The sequence below is a fragment of the Mobilicoccus massiliensis genome (genome assembly GCF_000826525.2).
GTDB lineage: Bacteria > Actinomycetota > Actinomycetes > Actinomycetales > Dermatophilaceae > Mobilicoccus > Mobilicoccus massiliensis.
Map to the genome: position 1 here is coordinate 125,940 of NZ_LN651329.1, position 19,086 is coordinate 145,025.

Sequence of the window (19,086 nt, forward strand, 5' to 3'; positions counted from 1 at the left end):
CGACGCGGTAGGTCGCGTGGTCTACGGGCGGTCCCGGCTCACGTCGCGAGGACGACCTCGGTGATCGCCGAGCGCAGGACGTCCGGCAGTTCGAGGGCATCCACGGCGAGCAGGGCGTGGGCCGGCTCGGCGGCCGTGTCGAACGCGCGCATGACGTCGTTCTTGGCCACGTACGTGATGCGGGCGCGGTCGACGAGGTCGCGCACGCGGGCGCGAACGTCATTGGGTGCGAGCTCGCCGCCACCGACGATCGTGAGCACGACCTCCTCCTCGGGGCGCACCTCGCCGACGTGAACGCGCACCCCCTGCGTGTCCGGTCGGGAATCGCACCCGCGGCGCTCCCCGGCCACCTCGACGGCGACCTCGTCGGCCCGATCGAATCCGACGAGGACGACGTCGATGTCGCGGACGTCGGGTACGGACTCGCGCGCGCCGCTCACCGGCCCGATCGTCACCCGCCCCGTGCCTGCGTCGAAGCGGATCGGGGTGCTCGCCCAGGCGTCGTCGTCCCGATCCTCGTGCAGGTCGAAGGTGCCGTCCGCGCCGGCCACCACGAGGACGTCGAGATCGGTGGGGTTCTCGACGCCCACCGCGACGTCACCGTGGCCGGCCAACGGCAGGATCGCACCGGCGGGCGCGAACACCGGGACGGCGTCGAGGCGGCGGTGTGCGACGAACCGGCGTCCGCCGCGGTAACGCAGCCCGGTGTCGAGATCGACCCAATCGCCTTGCGGGAGCCACACGTTCACCGAGGCGAGGCCGGTCGCTCGATCGGTCGGCGCCGTCACCGGGGCGACGACGAGCTGCGTGCCGAAGGCGTACTCGTTCGGCACCGAATAGGCCTCGGGCTCCCACGGATTGTCGTGGTACATCGGGCGCGCCAGTGCTTGTCCCGAGACGTTCGCGAGCCGGTTCATCGTGTGCAGGTAGGGGACGAGGCGGTGGCGGCGACGCAGTTCGCGTTCCATGATCCGCCGCTCGACCTCGCCGAAGCGCCACGGCTCCTTGCTCGCGAACTCGTCGTTCATCGAATGCAGCCGCAGGATCGGTGAGAACACCCCGAACTGCACCCAGCGCGTCGTCAGCTCGTCGTCGCGGCCACCGAACATGTGGCCGCCGATGTCGTGACTCCACCAGCCGTACCCGACGTTCGCCGCGGTGGCGGTGAACTCCGGCTGGAAGTCCAGTGACTCCCACGAGATCACCGTGTCCCCTGAGAACCCCACGGGGTAGCGATGGCTGCCCAGTCCCGCGTACCGCGACAGGACGAGGCCCCGCCGACCGTCGCGGCTCGAGTCGAGATAGTGCAGATGGTTGAGCATCCACAGCGGGTCGAGTCCGCGGACCCGTGAGAACGGCCCGCTCTGCCAGTCGATCCACCAGAAGTCGACACCGCCCTCCTCGAGAGGGTGCGCGATCTCCTCCAGGAACGCGCCGAGGAACTCGGGGTCGGCCGCGTCGAACCGCACGGGGGCCTGCGTGGCCGGGTCGATGTCGAGCCGCCGGGCGAGCCGTTCGTAACCGTCCTCGAAGGCGCGGACCCCGTCGGCGGGGTGGTCGTTGAGCGTGAGCGCCAGGCCGCGCTCGTGCAACCGCTTCGCGAACGCGGCGGGGTCGGGAAACAGCTCGCGGTTCCACGTCTAGCCGGTCCACCCGCTGCCGTGACGAGGATCGACCTCGTCGACGAGGTGCCAGTCCATGTCGAGCACCGCGACCGACAGCGGTACGGCCTCGGCGTCGAAACGATCGAGCAGGCGCTCGTAGCTCTCGGCCGAGTAGCGGTGGTAGCGGCTCCACCAGTTGCCCAGCGCATAGCGGGGCAGGACCGGCACGGGGCCGGTGAGCTCGTGGAACGCCCGAAGCGCGTCGGCGTAGTCGCGGCCGTAGGCGAAGACGTAGACGTCGATCGAGCCGGGCTCACGAGAGACCAGGGTGCCGTCGTCGGCGAAGACGAGGGTCATCGAGTCGTCGACTGCGGTGACGCCGTTGATCGAGCAGATGCCCGGCTCGAGCGCGCAGCGTCCGTCGACCATGTCGAGGGTGCGGGCCGTTCCGCCGAGGTTGCCCTCGACCGGCTCGCCGTAGCGCCATACCGAGTGGTAGGAACTCACGTTCCCCGCGCACTGTACCGACAGCCCCTCGGGGGTGAACGGCGCATCCGCGGTGCCGAGGTCGTAGGTGAGGTGGAAGCGAGCCGTGCTCAGGTCGAGCTGCCGCTCGTTCTCGCGCACGGTCATCTCCACCGGGGGAGTGGCACGGCGCAGCACGGTCTGCGAGGCCCGGTCCTCGAACGCCCCGCTCGGGCTGTACTCCAGACGCACGAGGCCGTCGGTCAGCACCGAGAAGCGGTGGTGGGCGCCGACCACGACGTTCTCGGAGGCGGCGATCGGGGCTGTCGGCAGGCGGAGGTGTGCGGGAAGACTCACGCCATCCTGTCTACCCCGAGTCCGGGCGAAGCACACCGGCACCCGACGACCCGACGACCCGGCGAAACAGGCGCTTTCGTCGTCGGACACGCGGTGAAAGCGCCTGTTCGAGCGGAGTCGTGGCCGTGGCGGGGTCGGCGCGGCCGCCTCGTCCGGGTTGTCGGAGGCCGCACCTAGACTGGTCGGCATGTCGATGATCTCCCGTGACCAGGTGGACCATCTCGCGATGCTCGCCCGCATCGACCTCACCGACGAGGAGAGCGAGCGCCTCGCGGGCGACCTGTCGGTGATCCTCGATTCGTTGGCGCAGGTGCGCGAGGCCGCGGCCGAGGACGTGCCGCCGATGTCGCATCCGCAGCCGCTGGTCAACGTCATGCGGGCCGACGAGGTGCGCCCCGGTCTCACCGCCGAGCAGGCCCTCGCCGGGGCGCCCGCGATCGAGGATCAGCGGTTCCTCGTGCCGCGCATCCTCTCCGACGACTGACGCACTCTTCCCGCCCGATCCGTCGCTCCACCCCGTGCCCGCCCCGCTGCCCCATCCGTCGACAAGGACTCCCGTGCCCGACTCACTCGACACCGACCTCACCCGGGCGAACGCCGCCGACCTCGCCACCGCGCTCGCCGACGGGCGCATCACCTCGGTCGACCTCACCCGCGCGCACCTCGACCGCATCGAGGCGACCGATCCGGTGGTGCACGCCTACCTCGCCGTCGACGCCGAGGGAGCCCTCGCGACCGCCGCCGAGGTCGACGCCGCCCGTGCGGCCGGAGAGAACCTCCCGCCCCTGGCCGGGGTGCCGATCGCGGTCAAGGACGTCGCCTGTACGAAGGGACTCGTCACGACCGCGGGGTCGAAGATGCTCGACGGGTGGGTGCCGCCCTACGACGCCACGATCGTCGAACGGCTGCGCGCGGCACGCATGCCCATCCTCGGCAAGACCAACATGGACGAGTTCGCGATGGGCTCCTCCACCGAGCACTCCGCCTACGGCAGCACCCACAATCCCTGGAACCTCGACCGCACTCCCGGTGGATCCGGCGGCGGGTCGTCGGCGGCGCTCGCCGCGTTCTCGGCGCCGTTGGCGGTGGGCTCCGACACCGGTGGCTCGATCCGGCAGCCCGCGGCCTTCACCGGCACCGTCGGGTGCAAGCCCACCTACGGCGCAGTGTCGCGCTCCGGGGTCATCGCGCTCGCGAGCAGCCTCGACCAGATCGGTCCGTGCGGCCGCACGGTGCTCGACACCGCCCTGCTCCACGAGGTCCTCGCGGGCTACGACCCCAAGGACTCGACCTCGCTCGACGTCCCGGTTCCTCCGGTGGTCGATGCCGCCCGCCGCGCCGACGTCTCGGGCATGAGGATCGGTGTCGTCCGTGACCTGCTCGGCGAGGGCCTCGCCCCCGGCGTGCGGGCCCGGTTCACCGAGTCCCTCGACCACCTGCGGGCAGCCGGTGCCGAGATCGTCGAGGTCGACTGCCCGAGCTTCGCCCACGCCGTCGCCGCCTACTACCTCATCCTCCCGGCCGAGGCAAGCAGCAACCTCGCCCGGTACGACGCGATGCGGTACGGGCAGCGGGTCGAGGCGCCCAGCACCGAACGCACGATGGCCGCGAGCCGCGCCGCCGGGTTCGGTGACGAGGTCAAACGCCGCATCATCCTCGGCACCTACGCGCTGTCCTCCGGCTACTACGACGCCTGGTACGGCCAGGCCCAGAAGGTGCGTACCCTCATCGCACGCGACTTCGAGCGCGCGTTCGAGCAGGCGGACGTCCTCGTCTCGCCCACCGCGCCCACCACGGCGTTCCCGCTGGGGGAGAAGTCCGACGACCCGCTGGCGATGTATCTCGCCGACATCACGACGATCCCGGCCAACCTCGCCGGTCTGCCGGGGCTCTCGGTGCCCGACGGTCTCGCCGAGGACGACCTGCCGAGCGGCTTTCAGATCTACGCGCCGGCAATGGCCGACGACCGTCTCTACGCCGTGGGTGCCGCACTCGAGCGACGCCTTCACGAGCAGTGGGGCGGCAGCCTGCTCGACCGAATCCCTGCCCTCGCGGGCGACGCGACGACCACGGAGGCCGGCCGATGACCGCGACCGATCGCACGTACGACGACATCGAGCCCCTCGACCTCGACGAGGCCCTCGCGGCGTACGACCCCGTCATGGGGCTGGAGGTGCACGTCGAGCTGTCGACGGCCTCGAAGATGTTCTGCGGCTGCTCCACGGAGTTCGGCGCGCCGCCCAACACCCACGTCTGCCCGGTGTGCCTCGGCCTGCCCGGCGCGCTGCCCGTGGTCAACTCCGCGGCGGTCGACTCGGCGATCCGCATCGGGCTGGCGCTCGACTGCGAGGTGGCGCCGTACTCGCGGTTCGCGCGCAAGAACTACTTCTATCCCGACATGACGAAGAACTTCCAGACCTCCCAGTACGACGAGCCGATCGTGCACGACGGTCACCTCGACGTCGAGCTCGAGGACGGCACCACCTTTCGGGTCGAGATCGAGCGCGCGCACATGGAGGAGGACGCCGGCAAGCTCACGCACGTGGCGAGCGGCGGCGGCAGCAGTCGCATCTCGGGTGCGGCGCACTCTCTCATCGACTACAACCGGGCGGGCATCCCGCTCATCGAGATCGTCACCAAGCCCATCGTCGGCGCGGGGGAGCGAGCGCCGGAGGTGGCCCGCGCCTACGTCGCCGCGCTCCGCGAGATCATGCGCGCCCTCGACGTGAGCGACGCCCGGATGGAGCAGGGTTCGCTGCGGTGCGACGTCAACCTCTCCCTTCGCGCCCGTCAGGGCGAGCCGACGAGTGCCGAGCAGCTCGCTGTCCCGCTCGGCACCCGCACCGAGACCAAGAACGTCAACTCCCTGCGCAGCGTCGAGGCGGCCGCCACGTACGAGATCCGCCGCCAGGCCGCGATCCTCGACGCGGGCGGCGCGGTGCTCCAGGAGACCCGTCACTGGCACGAGGACTCCGGTGAGACGACGTCGGGCCGTCCCAAGTCCGACGCGGACGACTACCGCTACTTCCCCGAGCCCGACCTCGTCCCCGTCGCCCCGAGCTCCGAGCGCATCGAGGAGCTGCGGGCCACCCTGCCCGAGCCGCCCTCGGCGCGGCGGCGCCGGCTCCAGGGCGAGTGGGGGTACTCCGACCTCGAGATGCGCGACGTCCTCGGCTCCGGCGCGCTCGAGCTCATCGCCGCCACCGTCGAGGCCGGGGCCACGCCGGCCGCGGCGAAGAAGTGGTGGCTCGGTGAACTCGCCCGCCGCGCCAGGTCCGACGGGCTCGAGCTCACCGAGCTCGACGTCGAGCCTGCGCACATCGCCGAGCTCGATGAGCTCGTCCGTAGTGGCCGGCTCACCGACGCGATGGCCCGCCAAGCGCTCGACGGTGTCCTCGCCGGAGAGGGAACTCCGACGCAGGTCGCCGACGCCCGAGGTCTCGCGGTGGTCTCCGACGACGGCGCCCTCCAGCAGGCCGTCGACGCCGTCATCGCCCGCAACGACGCGATCGCCGAGAAGGTGCGCGGCGGCAAGGTCCAGGCCGCGGGCGCCCTCATCGGTCAGGTGATGAAGGAGATGAAGGGCCAGGCCGACGCGGCCAAGGTGCGTCAGCTCATCCTCGCCACCCTCGGCGTCGACGGCTGACGGCGTGGCCCGCGACCCCCGGGCGGCCGGGAGCCCGCGCGGCCGGCGGTCGTCGCGGTCGTCCTCGGGGTCCGAGACAGTGCCGACGGCGGCTCCGCCCCGAGCACCACTGGTGGGTGCCGTGTTGGTGCTGGTCGCGGCGGCGTTGTGGGGGCTCCTCGGCATCTTCGGCACCTACGCCCAGCGCGCCGGCCTGAGCCCGTACGACGTCGCCTGGTGGCGGGCCGCCTCCGGGGCCGTCCTCTTCGGGGTTCACGCCTTCGTCGTCTCGGCCCGGTTCCCCCGGGGCCGAGATCTCGCCGTCACCGCCCTGTTCGGTCTGGTCTCGGGAGCGGTGTTCTACGGCGCGTATCAGGTGGCCGTCGCGGCCGGGGGAGCGAGCCTCGCGAGCGTGCTGCTCTACACGGCACCGGCGTTCGTCGCCATGCTCAGCGTGCCGGTGTTGCGCGAACGGCTCGGCCCGGTGGAGGTCGTCGCGGTCGTCGCCTCGGTGGTCGGCGTGGGGCTCGTCGCCCTCGGTGGCGGCGCAGGGGTGACCGTCTCGGTCCTCTCCGTCGGGGCCGGGCTGCTCGCGGGCTTCACGTACTCGCTGTACTACCTCTACGGTCGCGCGTTCTACCAGCGGTATCACCCTTCGGCGTGCCTCGCCGTCGCGCTCGGAGTGGCCGTCGTCGCGCTCACGCCCCTCGCAAGCCCCGCGGTGTACTCGCCCGACGCCCTCGCTCGGGCGTGGCCGGCGGTCGCGGGCGTCGGGGTGTTGAGCACCTACGTCGCCTACCTCTGCCACAGTGCCGGGCTCCAGCGACTCGCCGCCACCCGCGCCTCGGTCATCGCGACGATCGAGCCGGTCGTCGCCGGTGTCCTCGCCTCGCTGCTGCTCGCCGAACGCCCCGCGGCGCTGGCGGTGCTCGGCGGTGTCGTCGTGCTCGCCGCGGCCGTGGGGCTCGCGTTGACGCCCCGGCGAGCCTGAGGGGAACCCTCCGCCCGGCTCGTCATCGACTCGCCGGATGCCGGCCGGGCTGTGTCGCACGGCCGCTCGGGGTCGGGGCATGCTGGGCCCATGACCACACAGCAGACACCCGATCTCGACTCCGATCTGCGGCTCGTCGTCGTCATGCGGCACGGTGAGGCGCAGTCCTCCTCCGACACCGGTGACGAGGGGCGCGAGCTCACCGCTCGGGGGCGCGCGGACGCCGAGGCCGCAGGTCGTCGGCTGGTCGAGGAGGGGGTGCGCGCCGACGTCGCGATCGTCAGCTCGGCGACGCGAACCCGTCAGACCTGGGAGGCGATGGCCGGCGGCGGTCTCGCGGCAGGCGACGTGTGGATCGATCGTGCGCTCTACAACGGCGAGGTGGCGGATCTCGTCGAGGCGGTGCGGGCGGCTCCCGAGCAGGCACGCGTCGTCGTCCTCGTCGGCCATTCCCCGTCGGTGCCCGATCTCGCGTCGGAGGTCGAGGCCCACTGCGAGCGGCCGTCGACGTGGCCACCCGCGACGTTCGGTGTGATCTCTCATCCCGGCCAGTGGAGCGACTTCCCCGGTGACGGCACGGTGCTGGTCACGTGGGGTGAGGGTCGCGCGTCCTGACCCGCGGGTAGACCGGGACGAACTCGACATAGCCGCCGAGTGGCAGTGACGTACGCCACACGCGAGCCACGATGACGCGAATTCGTCGTTACTCCACCGTAGTTGAACGTTCTATCACCGACGCGCGTCCAAGTTAGCGGCCTCCAGCGTTCAGGATGACCCCCGCGCGGCCGATATCCCGGTTGCCGCCCGACTGCCACGCGGGCGGCCCGCCTCCACGGATGGAGACGGCGCCTGGACGAGAGGTACGCAGGATGCGTGTGAATCGACGACGGATCGTCTCTCTCACCGCTGTCGCCGTGACGGCGATCCTGGCAACACCGATCCCCGCGCTCGCCACCGGACCCCAAGCCGGTGGCGACGCGCAGGTCGTGATCGAGGGCATCGTCGAGCAACTCGCCGACGCCCCGACCGACGAAGGCAGCGCCGTCCGCCTGTCCGACGGACGCCGTCTGCCCCTTCGCGACGCCGTCGGCATCACCAGGGGCGACCGCGTCCGGGTCACCGTTCCCGTGCCCGACGAGGTCGTCGACGACGTCATGGCCGGTGAGGCCGTCTCCGGCGGCGACGGCCCGGTCGAGATCTCCCGACGGGAACTGCGGCGCGCGACGACCACCCCCGCGCCCGCCCGCTCCGAGCTGGCCGACGCGACGGTGGAGCACGCCGTTGCCGAGGGGGCGTCGGTCGCGCCCACGGGCGTCACGATGCTCGCTCATGCGCAGAAGGTCGCGCCGGCCGCCACCGCCGCGACGCACGACGTCACGGTCGCGATCGTCGTCCCCAAGGGCGTCAAGGGGGCGGTCCCCACGATGGCGCAGGTCACCGCGCAGCTGCGCGGCGCGGACGCGTACTGGCGCCAGCAGAGCCGCGGCACGCTCGGCCTCCGGCTCGCGTCGGTCACCACGCCCTACGCCTCGGCGTTCTCGTGCGACGACAACGCCTTCTCGATGTGGACCGAGGCGGCCCGCGCCACCGGCTTCGTCGAGGGCCCGAGCAAGCACCTCGTCATGGTCCTGCCCCGATCCGCCGGCGATGCCGGCTGTTCCTACGGCCTCGCGTCGATGGGGGAGGGCGTTTCCAGCGGCGGCCTCGCCTACGTGGCCGACACCGCCTGGCCGGTGCTCGCCCACGAGATCGGTCACAACTTCGGTCTCGCCCACGCCAAGGCCTTGCGTTGTCGCTCGGTGACCGACACGAACCTCGCGCGGCCGGGTTCCGGATGCCGGATCGAGGAGTACGGCGACCCCTTCGACGTCATGTCGGCCTCGGCTCAGGACGCGGCGGGCTCGCTCTCGCTTCCGCAGGCCGCCCGTCTGGGCTTCGCCGCGGCCGGTGACTACGTCGACGTGACCGGCTCGCGCACCGTGACGTTGGACTCCGTGTCGAGCCTGACCGGCGTGCGCGGCGCCCGCGTGCGCGACCCCCGTAACGGGGCGATCTACTGGGTCGAGTACCGCACCCGCACCGGTCGCGACGCCCGCCTCTACCTGCCGATGACCGCCGGCGTCCGCGTCCTCCGTGAGGAGGCCGCCACCAGGGCAGAGCCGTGGGCCGCATCGATCGCCCTCGACGCCTCACCGACCGGCCGGGACGACGACGTGGCCTGGACGCTGCCCGCGGGTACCCGCTTCACCTCCTACGGGGGAGGAGTGGGGGTCTCGGTGCTCGCCCTCCGCGGTGAGCGCGCGTCGGTGACGATCACCCTCACCGGCGCCGGTCGCGGCCTCGCGGGCGCCAGGGCGGGACTCGTCACCCCGATTCGTGCCGCGGCTCCGCGAACCGCGGCCGTGCGTCCGGCGACCCCGTCGGTGACGATCTCGACCCGGGGCATCGTGTCGTGGAGGTCGACGGCAAGGGGGCCGGTGCGCTACGACGCGGTCGTCCGCCGGGTCGTCGGTCGATCGACCGGCCGGGAGCAGACCTGGTACGCGAGGACGACTCGCACGTCGGCACCCCTCAGGGCCGCCCGCGGCGTGACCGTCCAGGTCAGGGTGCGTGCGCGGTCGGGGTCCTCGGTGGGTTCCTGGTCGCCGTGGCGAGCCGCGACCTTCCGCTGACCGCCGAGGAGGGCTCACCGACCCGGTGAACGCGGCGGACCGAGGGAACGGTCGACGGGTGCGGCGCGAGGGGACCCAGGCGACCGCCCGGTTCACATGGTGAGAAGCGCGTCTCGAATCTTTGACCCCGGCGCGTGGCGCGGGCATGGTGGCTCCATGCTCCTGAGCCTCGTAATTACCTGAGCGCATCGACGAGATCCCGTCGATGCGCAACCCCATCGTCCCCACGGCGGACGGCGGGGTTTTTTCATGAGCAGACCCGGATCGACCGATCCGGGAGGACCACCTCACCGGCTCCGGCGGGTGAAGCGGCAGAATCGAGTGCACGACCGTGCCTCTCGACTCGTCCCGTCCTCGATCTCGTCCCACACGAATCGATCTCACGAAAGCGGTGACCCACCGTGACCGATCCACGCGCCCCGCGTCCTGCGCCGCCCCCGCGGCCCCAGCGCGACGACTCCACGGCCGCCCAGCCGGCCGTGGTCGACCTCACCGGAGCCGAGAGCCTCGTCCGGTCTCTCGAGGAGGTCGGTGTCGAGGTCGTCTTCGGGATGCCCGGCGGTGCGATCCTTCCGGCCTACGACCCGCTCATGGACTCGACCAAGGTCCGGCACGTTCTCGTGCGCCACGAGCAGGGGGCCGGACACGCGGCCGAGGGGTACGCCGCCGCCACCGGCAAGGTCGGGGTCTGCATGGCCACCTCCGGCCCCGGTGCGACGAACCTCGTCACCGCGCTCGCCGACGCGCACATGGACTCGGTGCCCATCGTCGCGATCACCGGCCAGGTCGGCAGCGCCGCGATCGGCACGGACGCGTTCCAGGAGGCCGACATCCGCGGGATCACGATGCCGATCACCAAGCACAACTACCTCGTCACCGACCCCGACGACATCCCGCGCGCGATCGCCGAGGCGTTCCACATCGCCTCGACCGGCCGCCCCGGCCCCGTGCTCGTCGACGTCACCAAGGACGCCCTGCAGGCGCGCACGAACTTCTCGTGGCCGCCGAAGATGGACCTGCCGGGCTACCGCCCCGTGACCAAGCCGCACGGCAAGCAGATCCGCGAGGCCGCCAAGCTCATCGTGTCCTCGCGGCGCCCGGTGTTCTACCTCGGCGGCGGCGTCGTGCGCTCGGGGGCGAGTGAAGAACTGCGCAAGCTCGTGGACCTCACCCAGATCCCGCTCGTCACCACGCTCATGGGGCGCGGTGTCGTGCCGGACTCCCACCCGCTGCACCTCGGCATGCCGGGCATGCACGGCTCGGTCTCGGCCGTGACGGCGCTCCAGAAGGCCGACCTCATCATCGCTCTCGGTGTGCGTTTCGACGACCGTGTCACCGGCAAGCTCGCGACGTTCGCGCCGCTCGCCAAGGTCATCCACGCCGACATCGACCCGGCCGAGGTGGGCAAGAACCGCGTCGCCGACGTGCCGATCGTCGGAGACTGCAAGGAGGTCGTCTCCGACCTCATCACCGAGCTCACCGACTCCGGCTTCACCCCCGACTACGCGGCCTGGCAGAGCGAGGCCCAGTCGTGGAAGGAGACCTACCCGCTCGGATGGACGGAGCCCGAGAGTGGGCTGCTCTCCCCGCAGTACGTCATCGAGCGCATCGGTGCTCTCTCGGGCCCGGAGGCGATCTACGCCTCCGGCGTCGGTCAGCACCAGATGTGGGCGGCACAGTTCATCGAGTACCAGCGTCCCAACGCCTGGCTCAACTCCGGCGGCCTCGGCACGATGGGTTACTGCGTGCCGGCGGCGATGGGCGCCAAGGTGGGCGAACCCGACCGCGTCGTCTGGGGCATCGACGGCGACGGCTGCTTCCAGATGACCAACCAGGAGCTCGCCACCTGCGTCATCAACAAGATCCCCATCAAGATGGCGGTCATCAACAACAGCTCCCTGGGCATGGTGCGGCAGTGGCAGACGCTGTTCTACAACGAGCGTTACTCCAACACCGACCTGCACACGAGCCACGACTCCTCGCGTATCCCCGACTTCGTCAAGATGGCCGACGCCTACGGCTGCGTCGGACTGCGCTGCGAGCGGGTCGAGGACGTCGACGACACGATCCGCAAGGCCCTGGAGATCAACGACGTGCCGGTGATCATCGACTTCGTCGTGTGCCGTGACGCGATGGTGTGGCCGATGGTTCCCGCCGGCGTGAGCAACGACGAGATCATGTACGCGCGCGGCGTCTCGCCGGTGTGGGACCGTGCCGACGAGGACGAGACCCAGGCGATCGAGGCCATGAACAACGCCGGCAACAAGGCTGGAGGTGCCCGATGACCCGCCACGTGCTCTCGGTGCTCGTGCAGAACCATCCCGGTGTGCTCACGCGCATCGCGGCCCTGTTCTCCCGGCGCGGCTTCAACATCAGCAGCCTCGCGGTGGGTGAGACCGAGGACTCCGCCATCTCGCGGATGACCGTGGTCTTCGACGCCGACGAACTGCCGGTCGAGCAGGTGACCAAGCAGCTCAACAAGCTCATCGAGGTCATCAAGGTCGTCGAGTTGGAGCAGTACGTCGAGCGCCGCATCATCCTCATCAAGGTGCGCACCGACGCCGCGACCCGCACTCACGTGCTCGAGACCGTCGACCTGTTCCGCGCCCGCGTCGTCGACGTCACGCCTGACACCGTGACGATCGAGGCGACCGGCAAGGTCGAGAAGCTCGAGGCGCTGCTCGCGTTGCTCGAGCCCTACGGGGTTCGCGAGCTCGTGCAGTCGGGCATGGTCGCGATCGGTCGCGGCCCTCGCTCGATCACCGATCGCGGCGCGCGGCACTGAGACCCGAGCCGCACGTCTCATCACAACCCAGGTTCACCCGAACTCGAGCCGCCTCGGCGGCGCCCCGATCCACCCAAGAGAAGGAGCTCCCTCGTGGCACAGATGTTCTACGACGACGATGCAGACATGTCGGTCATCGCCGACAAGAAGGTCGCCGTCATCGGTTACGGCAGCCAGGGTCACGCCCATGCCCTCAACCTGCGCGACTCCGGCGTCGACGTGCGCATCGGTCTCGCCGAGGGCAGCAAGAGCCGGGAGAAGGCGGAGGCGGAGGGCCTGCGTGTGCTCTCCGTCGCGGACGCGACCAAGGAGGCCGACATCGTCGTCATCCTCGTGCCCGACCAGCACGCCCGCAAGGTGTACGCCGAGCAGATCGAGCCCAACCTCAAGAGCGACGCCGCGCTGATGTTCGCGCACGGCTTCAACATCCGGTTCGGCTACATCGAGCCGCCCGCCGGGGTCGACGTGTTCATGGTCGCGCCCAAGGGGCCCGGGCACCTCGTGCGCCGCGAGTACAGCAACGGTCGTGGCGTTCCGGTGCTGCTCGCCGTCGAGAAGGACGAGTCCGGTCACGCCTGGGACATCGCCAAGGCCTACGCCAAGGCCATCGGCGGCCTGCGCGCCGGCGGCATCGGCACGACCTTCGCCGAGGAGACCGAGACCGACCTGTTCGGCGAGCAGTCCGTGCTCTGCGGCGGTGCGAGCCAGCTCGTCATGTACGGCTTCGAGACGCTCGTCGAGGCCGGCTACCAGCCCGAGATCGCGTACTTCGAGTGCCTGCACGAGCTCAAGCTCATCGTCGACCTCATGATCGAGGGCGGCATCGCCAAGCAGCGCTGGTCGATCTCCGACACGGCCGAGTACGGCGACTACGTCTCCGGACCGCGTGTCATCGACCCGCACGTCAAGGAGAACATGCAGGCCGTGCTCAAGGACGTCCAGGACGGCACGTTCGCCCAGCGGTTCATCGACGACCAGGACGCCGGTGCGCCGGAGTTCACGAAGCTGCGTGAGCAGGGCGCGAAGCACCCGATCGAGGCCACCGGCAAGGAGCTGCGCAAGCTCATGGCCTGGGTCAAGGACAGCGACGCCGACTACACCGAGGGTTCGGCCGCGCGCTGAGACGTTCTCGAACACGCGCGAACTCGAACACGCACGAGGGCGGGGCCGGAGGATGATCCTCCGGCCCCGCCCTCGTGATTGCGCCTCATCGCGCGACGTCATTGCGCGTGATTCGCGCGATGTCGTGGCCGCGTGAGGTGGCTCAGGCGGGAGCCTCGCCGGGAGCGACCTGCATGGCCGTGTAGTTCTCGATGCCGGCGCGGGCCACGGCGTCGAGCTGGCCTTCGAACCAGTCGGCGTGGATCTCCTCGTCGCGGGCCATCTCCTCGAAGATGCTGGCCGTGGCGTGGTCACCGAGGTCGTGGCACTCCTGCGCCGAGTCGTTGAACTGCCGCACCGCGGTGAGTTCGCTGTCGAGACCGAGGCGCAGCATCTCCTCGACCGACTCACCCACCGAGATGGGGTTGAGGCGCTGCACGTTGGGGTGCCCGTCGAACATGAGGATGCGGTTGATGAGCTCGTCCGCGTCCTTCATCTCGCCGATCGACAGGTCGTAGAACACCTTGCCGAGCTTGGGCAGGCCCCAGTTGTCGAGCATGCGGGCGTGCAGGAAGTAGGCGTTGACGACCGTGAGTTCGAACGTCAGGGCGTCGTTAAGCAACTCGACGACGCGGGGGCTGCGTGGCTGCATCGGTCTCCTCGAAGGGCTCGTGCAAGGTGATGTGGTCCTGGCGAGTATAGGTCTCCAGCACGGCACGAACTCCGAAGACGCAGGCGCCGCACCCGGTTCCCGCTCGGGTGGCGCGGCAGGTCTGAGCGAGGGTGCATGCTCCGTCGTCGACGGCCTTGCGGATGTCGCGGTCGCTGACGACCTCACAGTGGCACACGATCATGCAGGTAAGCCTAGCCTTATTCGGTCGCGTCGGGGGAGTACCGGCACGACTTCGTGGGCGCGGCGACGAGAACGCCTCCGGTCATCCCCGTCGCGCGCTGACGATCTCTGCGACGCACCCGGATTCGGTATACATCGACGCGTCGTGGCGAGCAGGGTCGCGAGCCACGTGCTGCACTGGAGAGGACACGGCGTCATCTCCTCGTCGCCTCCGCTTCATCGCGGCGGTGAACTGCCGATGCGGACAAGGGTGATCCTGCCGATGTTCGGCCGATCCGAAAGGCTCTCGACGATGTCCCTCTCCCGCGTCCGTGCCGGCCTCTGCGTCGCGCTCGCGTTCACGTTCGGTGTCCCGGCCGGCGCGTCGGCCACGCCCGATCCCGACGGCCGCCCCGGCACGACCCAGGCGGAGGTCGATGCGGCGCAGCGCGCCGTGACGCGTGGCGAGTCCGCGGTCGAAGCTGCCCAGGCTCGTCTCGAGCGGGCGCGAGCAGCCGTGGAGCAGGCGCACGTCGACGCCGAGATCGCCGCCGAAGCCGCGAACGGCGCCCGGGAAGAGCTTCGCAAGGCCACGGCCGCGGCAGTCGAGGCGCGGGCAGCGGCGCGGGCCGCCACGGCGCGCGCCGAGCAGTCCCAGGCCGTCAAGGAGGACATGGCCGCGCAGCTGTACATGCGTGGCGATGCCGCCCTGCCCGATCTCGCCTGGCTCGCGACCGTGCTCGGCGGTGGAGACGACCCGGCCCGGGCACGGGCCGACGTGCGCGCGGCTCAGGAGTACCGCTCCGATCACCTGCGCCGCTCGCGGGATGCGCAGTCCGAGGCGCAGAAGGCCGAGCGGGCCGCCGTGCAGGCCGAGGCCCGTCAGAAGTCCGCCGCCACCGCGGCCGCGAGCGCGCTCTCCGCGGCCCAGAAGTCCGCGGCCCGCGCCGACCGGCAGGCGACCGACCTCGCAGCCGAAGAGAAGGTGCTCGTCGCTCGCCTGGCCCGGCTGCGACGCACCAGCGTCGAGGTGGAGCAGCGCCGTCAGGCCCAGCTCCTGGCCGAGGCCCAGGCGGCCGAGCAGGCTCGCGTGCGCGCCCGCCTGGCCCAGGAGGCACAGGCTCGTGCCGCGCGGCCGATCACGTCGGGGGCGGAGCAGCCTGCGCCGACAGATCTGCCGGCTCCGGATTCCACGGCAGCGGCGGCCGCCATCTCGTTCGCCACGGCGCAGCTCGGCAAGCCCTATCTCTGGGGTGGCAACGGGCCGGGGGCGTTCGACTGCTCCGGCCTCACCGTCGGGTCATGGAACTCGGCGGGTCGAGGCCTGCCGCGTACGGCCCAGTGGCAGTACGCCGGGACGTCGCGGGTGCCGATCTCCGAACTCAGGCCGGGCGACCTCGTGTTCTTCGGGTCCTCCGAGCGTTCCATCCACCACGTCGGCCTCTACGTCGGAGGCGGCCGGATGATCGAGGCGCCTCGCACCGGTCTCGACATCCGGTACTCCTCGATCTACCGATCCTCGCTGCTGCCCTCGGGTGGGCGGGTGCGCTGACGCGTCTCGCATCGTGAGGTGGGCGTATCGCCTGCCGAGACGTCGCGGGCTACGATGTGGGCCATGCCGACGCACACCGACGCTTCCTCCGCCGACCCCCTCGACATCGCCGTCATCGGCGGCGACGGCATCGGCCCGGAGGTCACCGCCGAGGCGGTCAAGGTCTTGCGTGCGGTTCTCGGCGACGACGGGCTGACGACGACGGACTACGCCCTCGGCGCCCGCGTCTGGCACGAGACCGGTGAGGCGTTGCCCGACGGGACGCTGGCCGACCTGCGCCGGCACGACGCGATCCTGCTGGGGGCGATCGGCGACCCGAGCGTGCCCAGCGGCGTGCTCGAACGCGGCCTGTTGCTGCGCCTGCGCTTCGAACTCGACCACTACGTCAACCTGCGGCCCACCAAGCTCTACCCGGGAGCGCGCAGCCCTCTCGACGTCGACGCGGTGGCCGGCGAGGGCATCGACTTCGTCGTCGTGCGCGAAGGCACCGAGGGGCCGTACACGGGCAACGGCGGCGCGCTGCGCGTCGGGACACCCGCCGAAGTCGCGACCGAGGTCAGCGTCAACACCCGGTTCGGCGTCGAGCGGCTCGTCCGGGACGCGTTCGCCCGGGCGCAGGCACGCCCGCGTCGCAGGCTCACGCTCGTGCACAAGCACAACGTGCTCTCCTACGCCGGTCACCTGTGGCGACGCACGGTGGAGGAGGTCGGGGCCGAGTTCCCCGACGTCGCCACCGATTACCTGCACATCGACGCGGCGACGATCTTCATGGTCACCGACCCGGGCCGGTTCGACGTCATCGTCACCGACAATCTCTTCGGCGACATCATCACCGACCTCGCGGCGGCCGTCGGCGGCGGAATCGGCCTCGCGGCCAGCGCCAACATCAACTCCGACCGGTCGGTGCCGAGCATGTTCGAGCCGGTGCACGGCTCGGCACCCGACATCGCGGGGCAGGGCAAGGCCGACCCGACCGCGGCGATCCTCTCCGCGGGGATGTTGCTGGCGCATCTCGGCCGCGCCGGCGAGGCCGCGCGCATCGACGAGGCCGTCACCGCCGATCTCGCCGCGCGGGGAGGCGCCGTCCGCAGCACGAGCGAGGTCGGCGACGCCATCGTCGCCCGTCTCGCCTGACGCGACCTGGCGTCCTCCTCACGAGCTGGGTGCCGGTCGTCGGTCGAACCGCAGGTCGGTGCGGGGGTATCCAGCCACGCCCTCTTCCGCAGTCTCTCCCGCACCGGACGAGACCCGCACGTTCGGCGAAGGGGTGTCGGCGGGGTCCGTTACCCTGCGGGGGAACGATCGCCCGCCGATGCCGCCCGCCACCCATGGGCGCCACCGTTCGGGTGCCCGTCCCCGACGCCGTGGAGAGGATCCCGCCCATGCTCACGTTCACCACGAACAGCCGCACCGATCCCATGCCCGACGAGGAGCGCACCGCGATCCTCGCCGACCCGGGCTTCGGCAAGACGATGACCGACCACATGGTGCGCATCAAGTGGACTCGTGACGGCGGGTGGGAGAACGGCGAACTCCTGCCGTACGGGCCCATCTCCCTCGACCCGGCCGCCGGGGTGCTGCACTACGGGCAGGAGATCTTCGAGGGCCTCAAGGCCTACCGGCACGAGGACGACTCGATCTGGGCCTTCCGGCCCGAGGCGAACGCCGAGCGCCTGCAGCGCAGTGCTCGCCGCCTCGCGCTTCCCGAGCTCGCGGTCGAGGACTTCGTGGAGTCGATCAAGGTGCTCGTCGAGGCCGACAAGAACTGGGTGCCCGAGTACGGCACCGGTGAGACCAGCCTGTACCTGCGCCCGTTCATGATCGCCTCCGAGGCGTTCCTCGGCGTGCGGCCCTCTCACGAGGCCACCTTCTACGTCATCGCCTCGCCGGCGGGGGCGTACTTCTCGGGGGGCATCAAGCCCGTCTCCCTGTGGCTCTCCACCGAGTACGCCCGTGCGGGCGAGGGCGGCACGGGCGCCGCCAAGTGCGGCGGCAACTACGCGTCGAGCCTGGCCGGTCAGGTGGAGGCCGTCGCCCACGGCTGCGACCAGGTCGTCTTCCTCGACTCCTCGACCCACACCTACATCGAGGAGCTCGGCGGCATGAACATCTTCTTCGTGCACCGCGACGGCACCCTCGTCACCCCCGAGCTCACCGGCACCATTCTCGAGGGCATTACGCGCAGCTCGATCCTCCAGCTCGGTTCGGAGCTCGGCCTGCAGGTCGTCGAGCGTCGTATCCCCATCGACGAGTGGAAGGACGGGGTCGCGAGCGGTGAGATCACCGAGGTCTTCGCGTGCGGCACCGCCGCCGTCGTCACCCCCGTCGGCACCCTCAAGTGGGATGGCGGCGAGTGCACGGTCTCGACCGAGCCGGGTGAGACCACGATGAAGATCCGCGAGACCCTGCTCGACCTCCAGTACGGCAAGACCGCCGACACCCGCGGGTGGATGCAGCGGCTCGTCTGAGCCGGGTAACGGAGCTCGACTCGAGCGACGGCATCCGGCCGCGCCCCGCCGCGGCCGGACGCCGTGCTTCATGCGTGTTCGCCGAGGGCGGCCCGTAGAGTCGACGTCACCATCCACGATCGGGGAGACGATGGACGAGAGCATCGAGCAGGCCCGGCAGGCAGCTGCCGAGAGGCTCGGCGAGGCGTGGCGCCGCGGCTACATGGAGGCCGGCGAGCACGAGCGTCGCACCACCGCTCTGCGACGCGCGGAGTCGATCGAGCAGGTCGAGGCGATCGAACGCGGTGACCTCCGGGACGTCGACGGCGGCGTTCACACCGGTGGTGGGCTCTCGCCCATCCCGCCGATCTCGCCCGTCGAGGAGCGCCCCACGGGCGCAGCGGTGGCCGTTCCCGATCCGTCGGGAGAGGTGTCGCAGAGCTCCAGGCGCGGGCTCGACCCCAAGATCGCCGGAGCGATCCAGGGCGTCGTCCCGCTCGTCGCGGTGGCGTTGTTCTTCCTCACCAACGACTCGATGGACCAGGCGTGGCTGTGGTTCCTGCTCATCCCCATCGTGTGGACCGTGCTGCCTGCCCTGACTCGAGGCGGTTCCGCCGCCGACGACTCCGCTGACGAGTAACCGTCGACTCTGGCG

The 19,086-nt window shown here is 70.9% G+C and carries 16 protein-coding genes and 1 pseudogene; 13 read left to right on the forward strand and 4 right to left on the reverse strand.

Annotation, left to right across the window (positions count from 1 at the left end; translation table 11 throughout):
* Positions 1 to 38: 38 nt before the first annotated feature.
* Together BN1197_RS18005 and BN1197_RS18010 are read right to left on the reverse strand one after the other, a co-directional pair.
* Positions 39 to 917, reverse strand: a complete 879-nt coding sequence (locus BN1197_RS18005) for a glycoside hydrolase family 31 protein (protein WP_342743875.1) — start codon at positions 915 to 917, stop codon at positions 39 to 41.
* Between the two features lie 9 nt (positions 918 to 926).
* A pseudogene (locus tag BN1197_RS18010) lies at positions 927 to 2,666 on the reverse strand (glycoside hydrolase family 31 protein); the annotation flags it as partial.
* Between BN1197_RS18010 and gatC the strand changes: the two are divergent.
* From gatC to ilvC, 9 genes are all read left to right on the forward strand, one after another.
* The gene (gene gatC, locus BN1197_RS08380; RefSeq protein WP_040158347.1) at positions 2,614 to 2,910 is read left to right on the forward strand and encodes an Asp-tRNA(Asn)/Glu-tRNA(Gln) amidotransferase subunit GatC; all 297 of its coding nucleotides are present in this window, start codon (positions 2,614 to 2,616) and stop codon (positions 2,908 to 2,910) included. The pseudogene BN1197_RS18010 and the gene gatC sit on opposite strands and share 53 nt — an antisense overlap.
* Positions 2,911 to 2,983: 73 nt before the next feature.
* Positions 2,984 to 4,513, forward strand: a complete 1,530-nt coding sequence (gene gatA / locus BN1197_RS08385) for an Asp-tRNA(Asn)/Glu-tRNA(Gln) amidotransferase subunit GatA (protein ID WP_040158350.1) — start codon at positions 2,984 to 2,986, stop codon at positions 4,511 to 4,513.
* Positions 4,510 to 6,072, forward strand: coding sequence for an Asp-tRNA(Asn)/Glu-tRNA(Gln) amidotransferase subunit GatB (gene gatB, locus BN1197_RS08390; protein ID WP_040158353.1), 1,563 nt, complete (start codon positions 4,510 to 4,512; stop codon positions 6,070 to 6,072). The genes gatA and gatB overlap by 4 nt, the downstream gene beginning before the upstream one ends.
* A gap of 112 nt (positions 6,073 to 6,184) precedes the next feature.
* A complete protein-coding gene (locus BN1197_RS08395; RefSeq protein WP_040158356.1) occupies positions 6,185 to 7,042 on the forward strand; it encodes a DMT family transporter in 858 nt (285 codons plus the stop codon).
* A gap of 90 nt (positions 7,043 to 7,132) precedes the next feature.
* Positions 7,133 to 7,657 (forward strand): SixA phosphatase family protein, encoded by a 525-nt coding sequence (locus BN1197_RS08400; RefSeq protein WP_052466265.1) that lies wholly within the window; start codon positions 7,133 to 7,135, stop codon positions 7,655 to 7,657.
* A 299-nt stretch (positions 7,658 to 7,956) separates the two neighbouring features.
* A complete protein-coding gene (locus tag BN1197_RS08405) occupies positions 7,957 to 9,714 on the forward strand; it encodes a reprolysin-like metallopeptidase (protein WP_217991174.1) in 1,758 nt (585 codons plus the stop codon).
* Between the two features lie 401 nt (positions 9,715 to 10,115).
* Positions 10,116 to 11,999, forward strand: coding sequence for an acetolactate synthase large subunit (locus BN1197_RS08410; RefSeq protein ID WP_040158362.1), 1,884 nt, complete (start codon positions 10,116 to 10,118; stop codon positions 11,997 to 11,999).
* Entirely contained in the window at positions 11,996 to 12,499 is a 504-nt protein-coding gene (gene ilvN, locus BN1197_RS08415) for an acetolactate synthase small subunit (protein WP_052466267.1), read from the forward strand. The genes BN1197_RS08410 and ilvN overlap by 4 nt, the downstream gene beginning before the upstream one ends.
* Before the next feature lie 93 nt (positions 12,500 to 12,592).
* Entirely contained in the window at positions 12,593 to 13,621 is a 1,029-nt protein-coding gene (ilvC, locus tag BN1197_RS08420; protein WP_040158364.1) for a ketol-acid reductoisomerase, read from the forward strand.
* Positions 13,622 to 13,763: 142 nt separating this feature from the next.
* Here the strand turns inward: ilvC and bfr are convergent, their stop codons facing one another.
* Positions 13,764 to 14,252, reverse strand: coding sequence for a bacterioferritin (gene bfr, locus BN1197_RS08425; RefSeq protein WP_040158366.1), 489 nt, complete (start codon positions 14,250 to 14,252; stop codon positions 13,764 to 13,766).
* Entirely contained in the window at positions 14,215 to 14,454 is a 240-nt protein-coding gene (locus BN1197_RS08430; protein ID WP_082043738.1) for a (2Fe-2S)-binding protein, read from the reverse strand. The genes bfr and BN1197_RS08430 overlap by 38 nt, the downstream gene beginning before the upstream one ends.
* Positions 14,455 to 14,745: 291 nt before the next feature.
* Between BN1197_RS08430 and BN1197_RS08435 the strand changes: the two genes are divergently transcribed.
* The 4 genes from BN1197_RS08435 (at position 14,746) to BN1197_RS08450 (ending at position 19,071) form a co-directional block, all read left to right on the forward strand.
* On the forward strand, positions 14,746 to 15,984 hold the full coding sequence (locus BN1197_RS08435; RefSeq protein WP_176489729.1) for a C40 family peptidase: 1,239 nt from the start codon (positions 14,746 to 14,748) through the stop codon (positions 15,982 to 15,984).
* 63 nt (positions 15,985 to 16,047) lie between these two features.
* A complete protein-coding gene (locus BN1197_RS08440; RefSeq protein WP_052466397.1) occupies positions 16,048 to 17,118 on the forward strand; it encodes a 3-isopropylmalate dehydrogenase in 1,071 nt (356 codons plus the stop codon).
* Positions 17,119 to 17,366: 248 nt separating this feature from the next.
* Positions 17,367 to 18,452, forward strand: coding sequence for a branched-chain amino acid aminotransferase (locus BN1197_RS08445; protein WP_040158814.1), 1,086 nt, complete (start codon positions 17,367 to 17,369; stop codon positions 18,450 to 18,452).
* 130 nt (positions 18,453 to 18,582) lie between these two features.
* Positions 18,583 to 19,071, forward strand: coding sequence for a DUF1707 domain-containing protein (locus BN1197_RS08450; protein ID WP_040158374.1), 489 nt, complete (start codon positions 18,583 to 18,585; stop codon positions 19,069 to 19,071).
* The last annotated feature ends 15 nt before the right edge of the window (positions 19,072 to 19,086 follow it).

What these genes read in the sequence shown, in the direction of transcription:
- BN1197_RS18005 (WP_342743875.1), bottom strand. Translation starts at nt 917, where the DNA reads ATGAACCGGCTCGCGAACGTCTCGGGACAAGCACTGGCGCGCCCGATG.
- gatC (WP_040158347.1), top strand. Translation starts at nt 2,614, where the DNA reads ATGTCGATGATCTCCCGTGACCAGGTGGACCATCTCGCGATGCTCGCC.
- gatB (WP_040158353.1), top strand. Translation starts at nt 4,510, where the DNA reads ATGACCGCGACCGATCGCACGTACGACGACATCGAGCCCCTCGACCTC.
- BN1197_RS08400 (WP_052466265.1), top strand. Translation starts at nt 7,133, where the DNA reads ATGACCACACAGCAGACACCCGATCTCGACTCCGATCTGCGGCTCGTC.
- ilvN (WP_052466267.1), top strand. Translation starts at nt 11,996, where the DNA reads ATGACCCGCCACGTGCTCTCGGTGCTCGTGCAGAACCATCCCGGTGTG.
- bfr (WP_040158366.1), bottom strand. Translation starts at nt 14,252, where the DNA reads ATGCAGCCACGCAGCCCCCGCGTCGTCGAGTTGCTTAACGACGCCCTG.
- BN1197_RS08430 (WP_082043738.1), bottom strand. Translation starts at nt 14,454, where the DNA reads ATGATCGTGTGCCACTGTGAGGTCGTCAGCGACCGCGACATCCGCAAG.
- BN1197_RS08435 (WP_176489729.1), top strand. Translation starts at nt 14,746, where the DNA reads ATGTCCCTCTCCCGCGTCCGTGCCGGCCTCTGCGTCGCGCTCGCGTTC.
- BN1197_RS08440 (WP_052466397.1), top strand. Translation starts at nt 16,048, where the DNA reads ATGCCGACGCACACCGACGCTTCCTCCGCCGACCCCCTCGACATCGCC.
- BN1197_RS08445 (WP_040158814.1), top strand. Translation starts at nt 17,367, where the DNA reads ATGCTCACGTTCACCACGAACAGCCGCACCGATCCCATGCCCGACGAG.
- BN1197_RS08450 (WP_040158374.1), top strand. Translation starts at nt 18,583, where the DNA reads ATGGACGAGAGCATCGAGCAGGCCCGGCAGGCAGCTGCCGAGAGGCTC.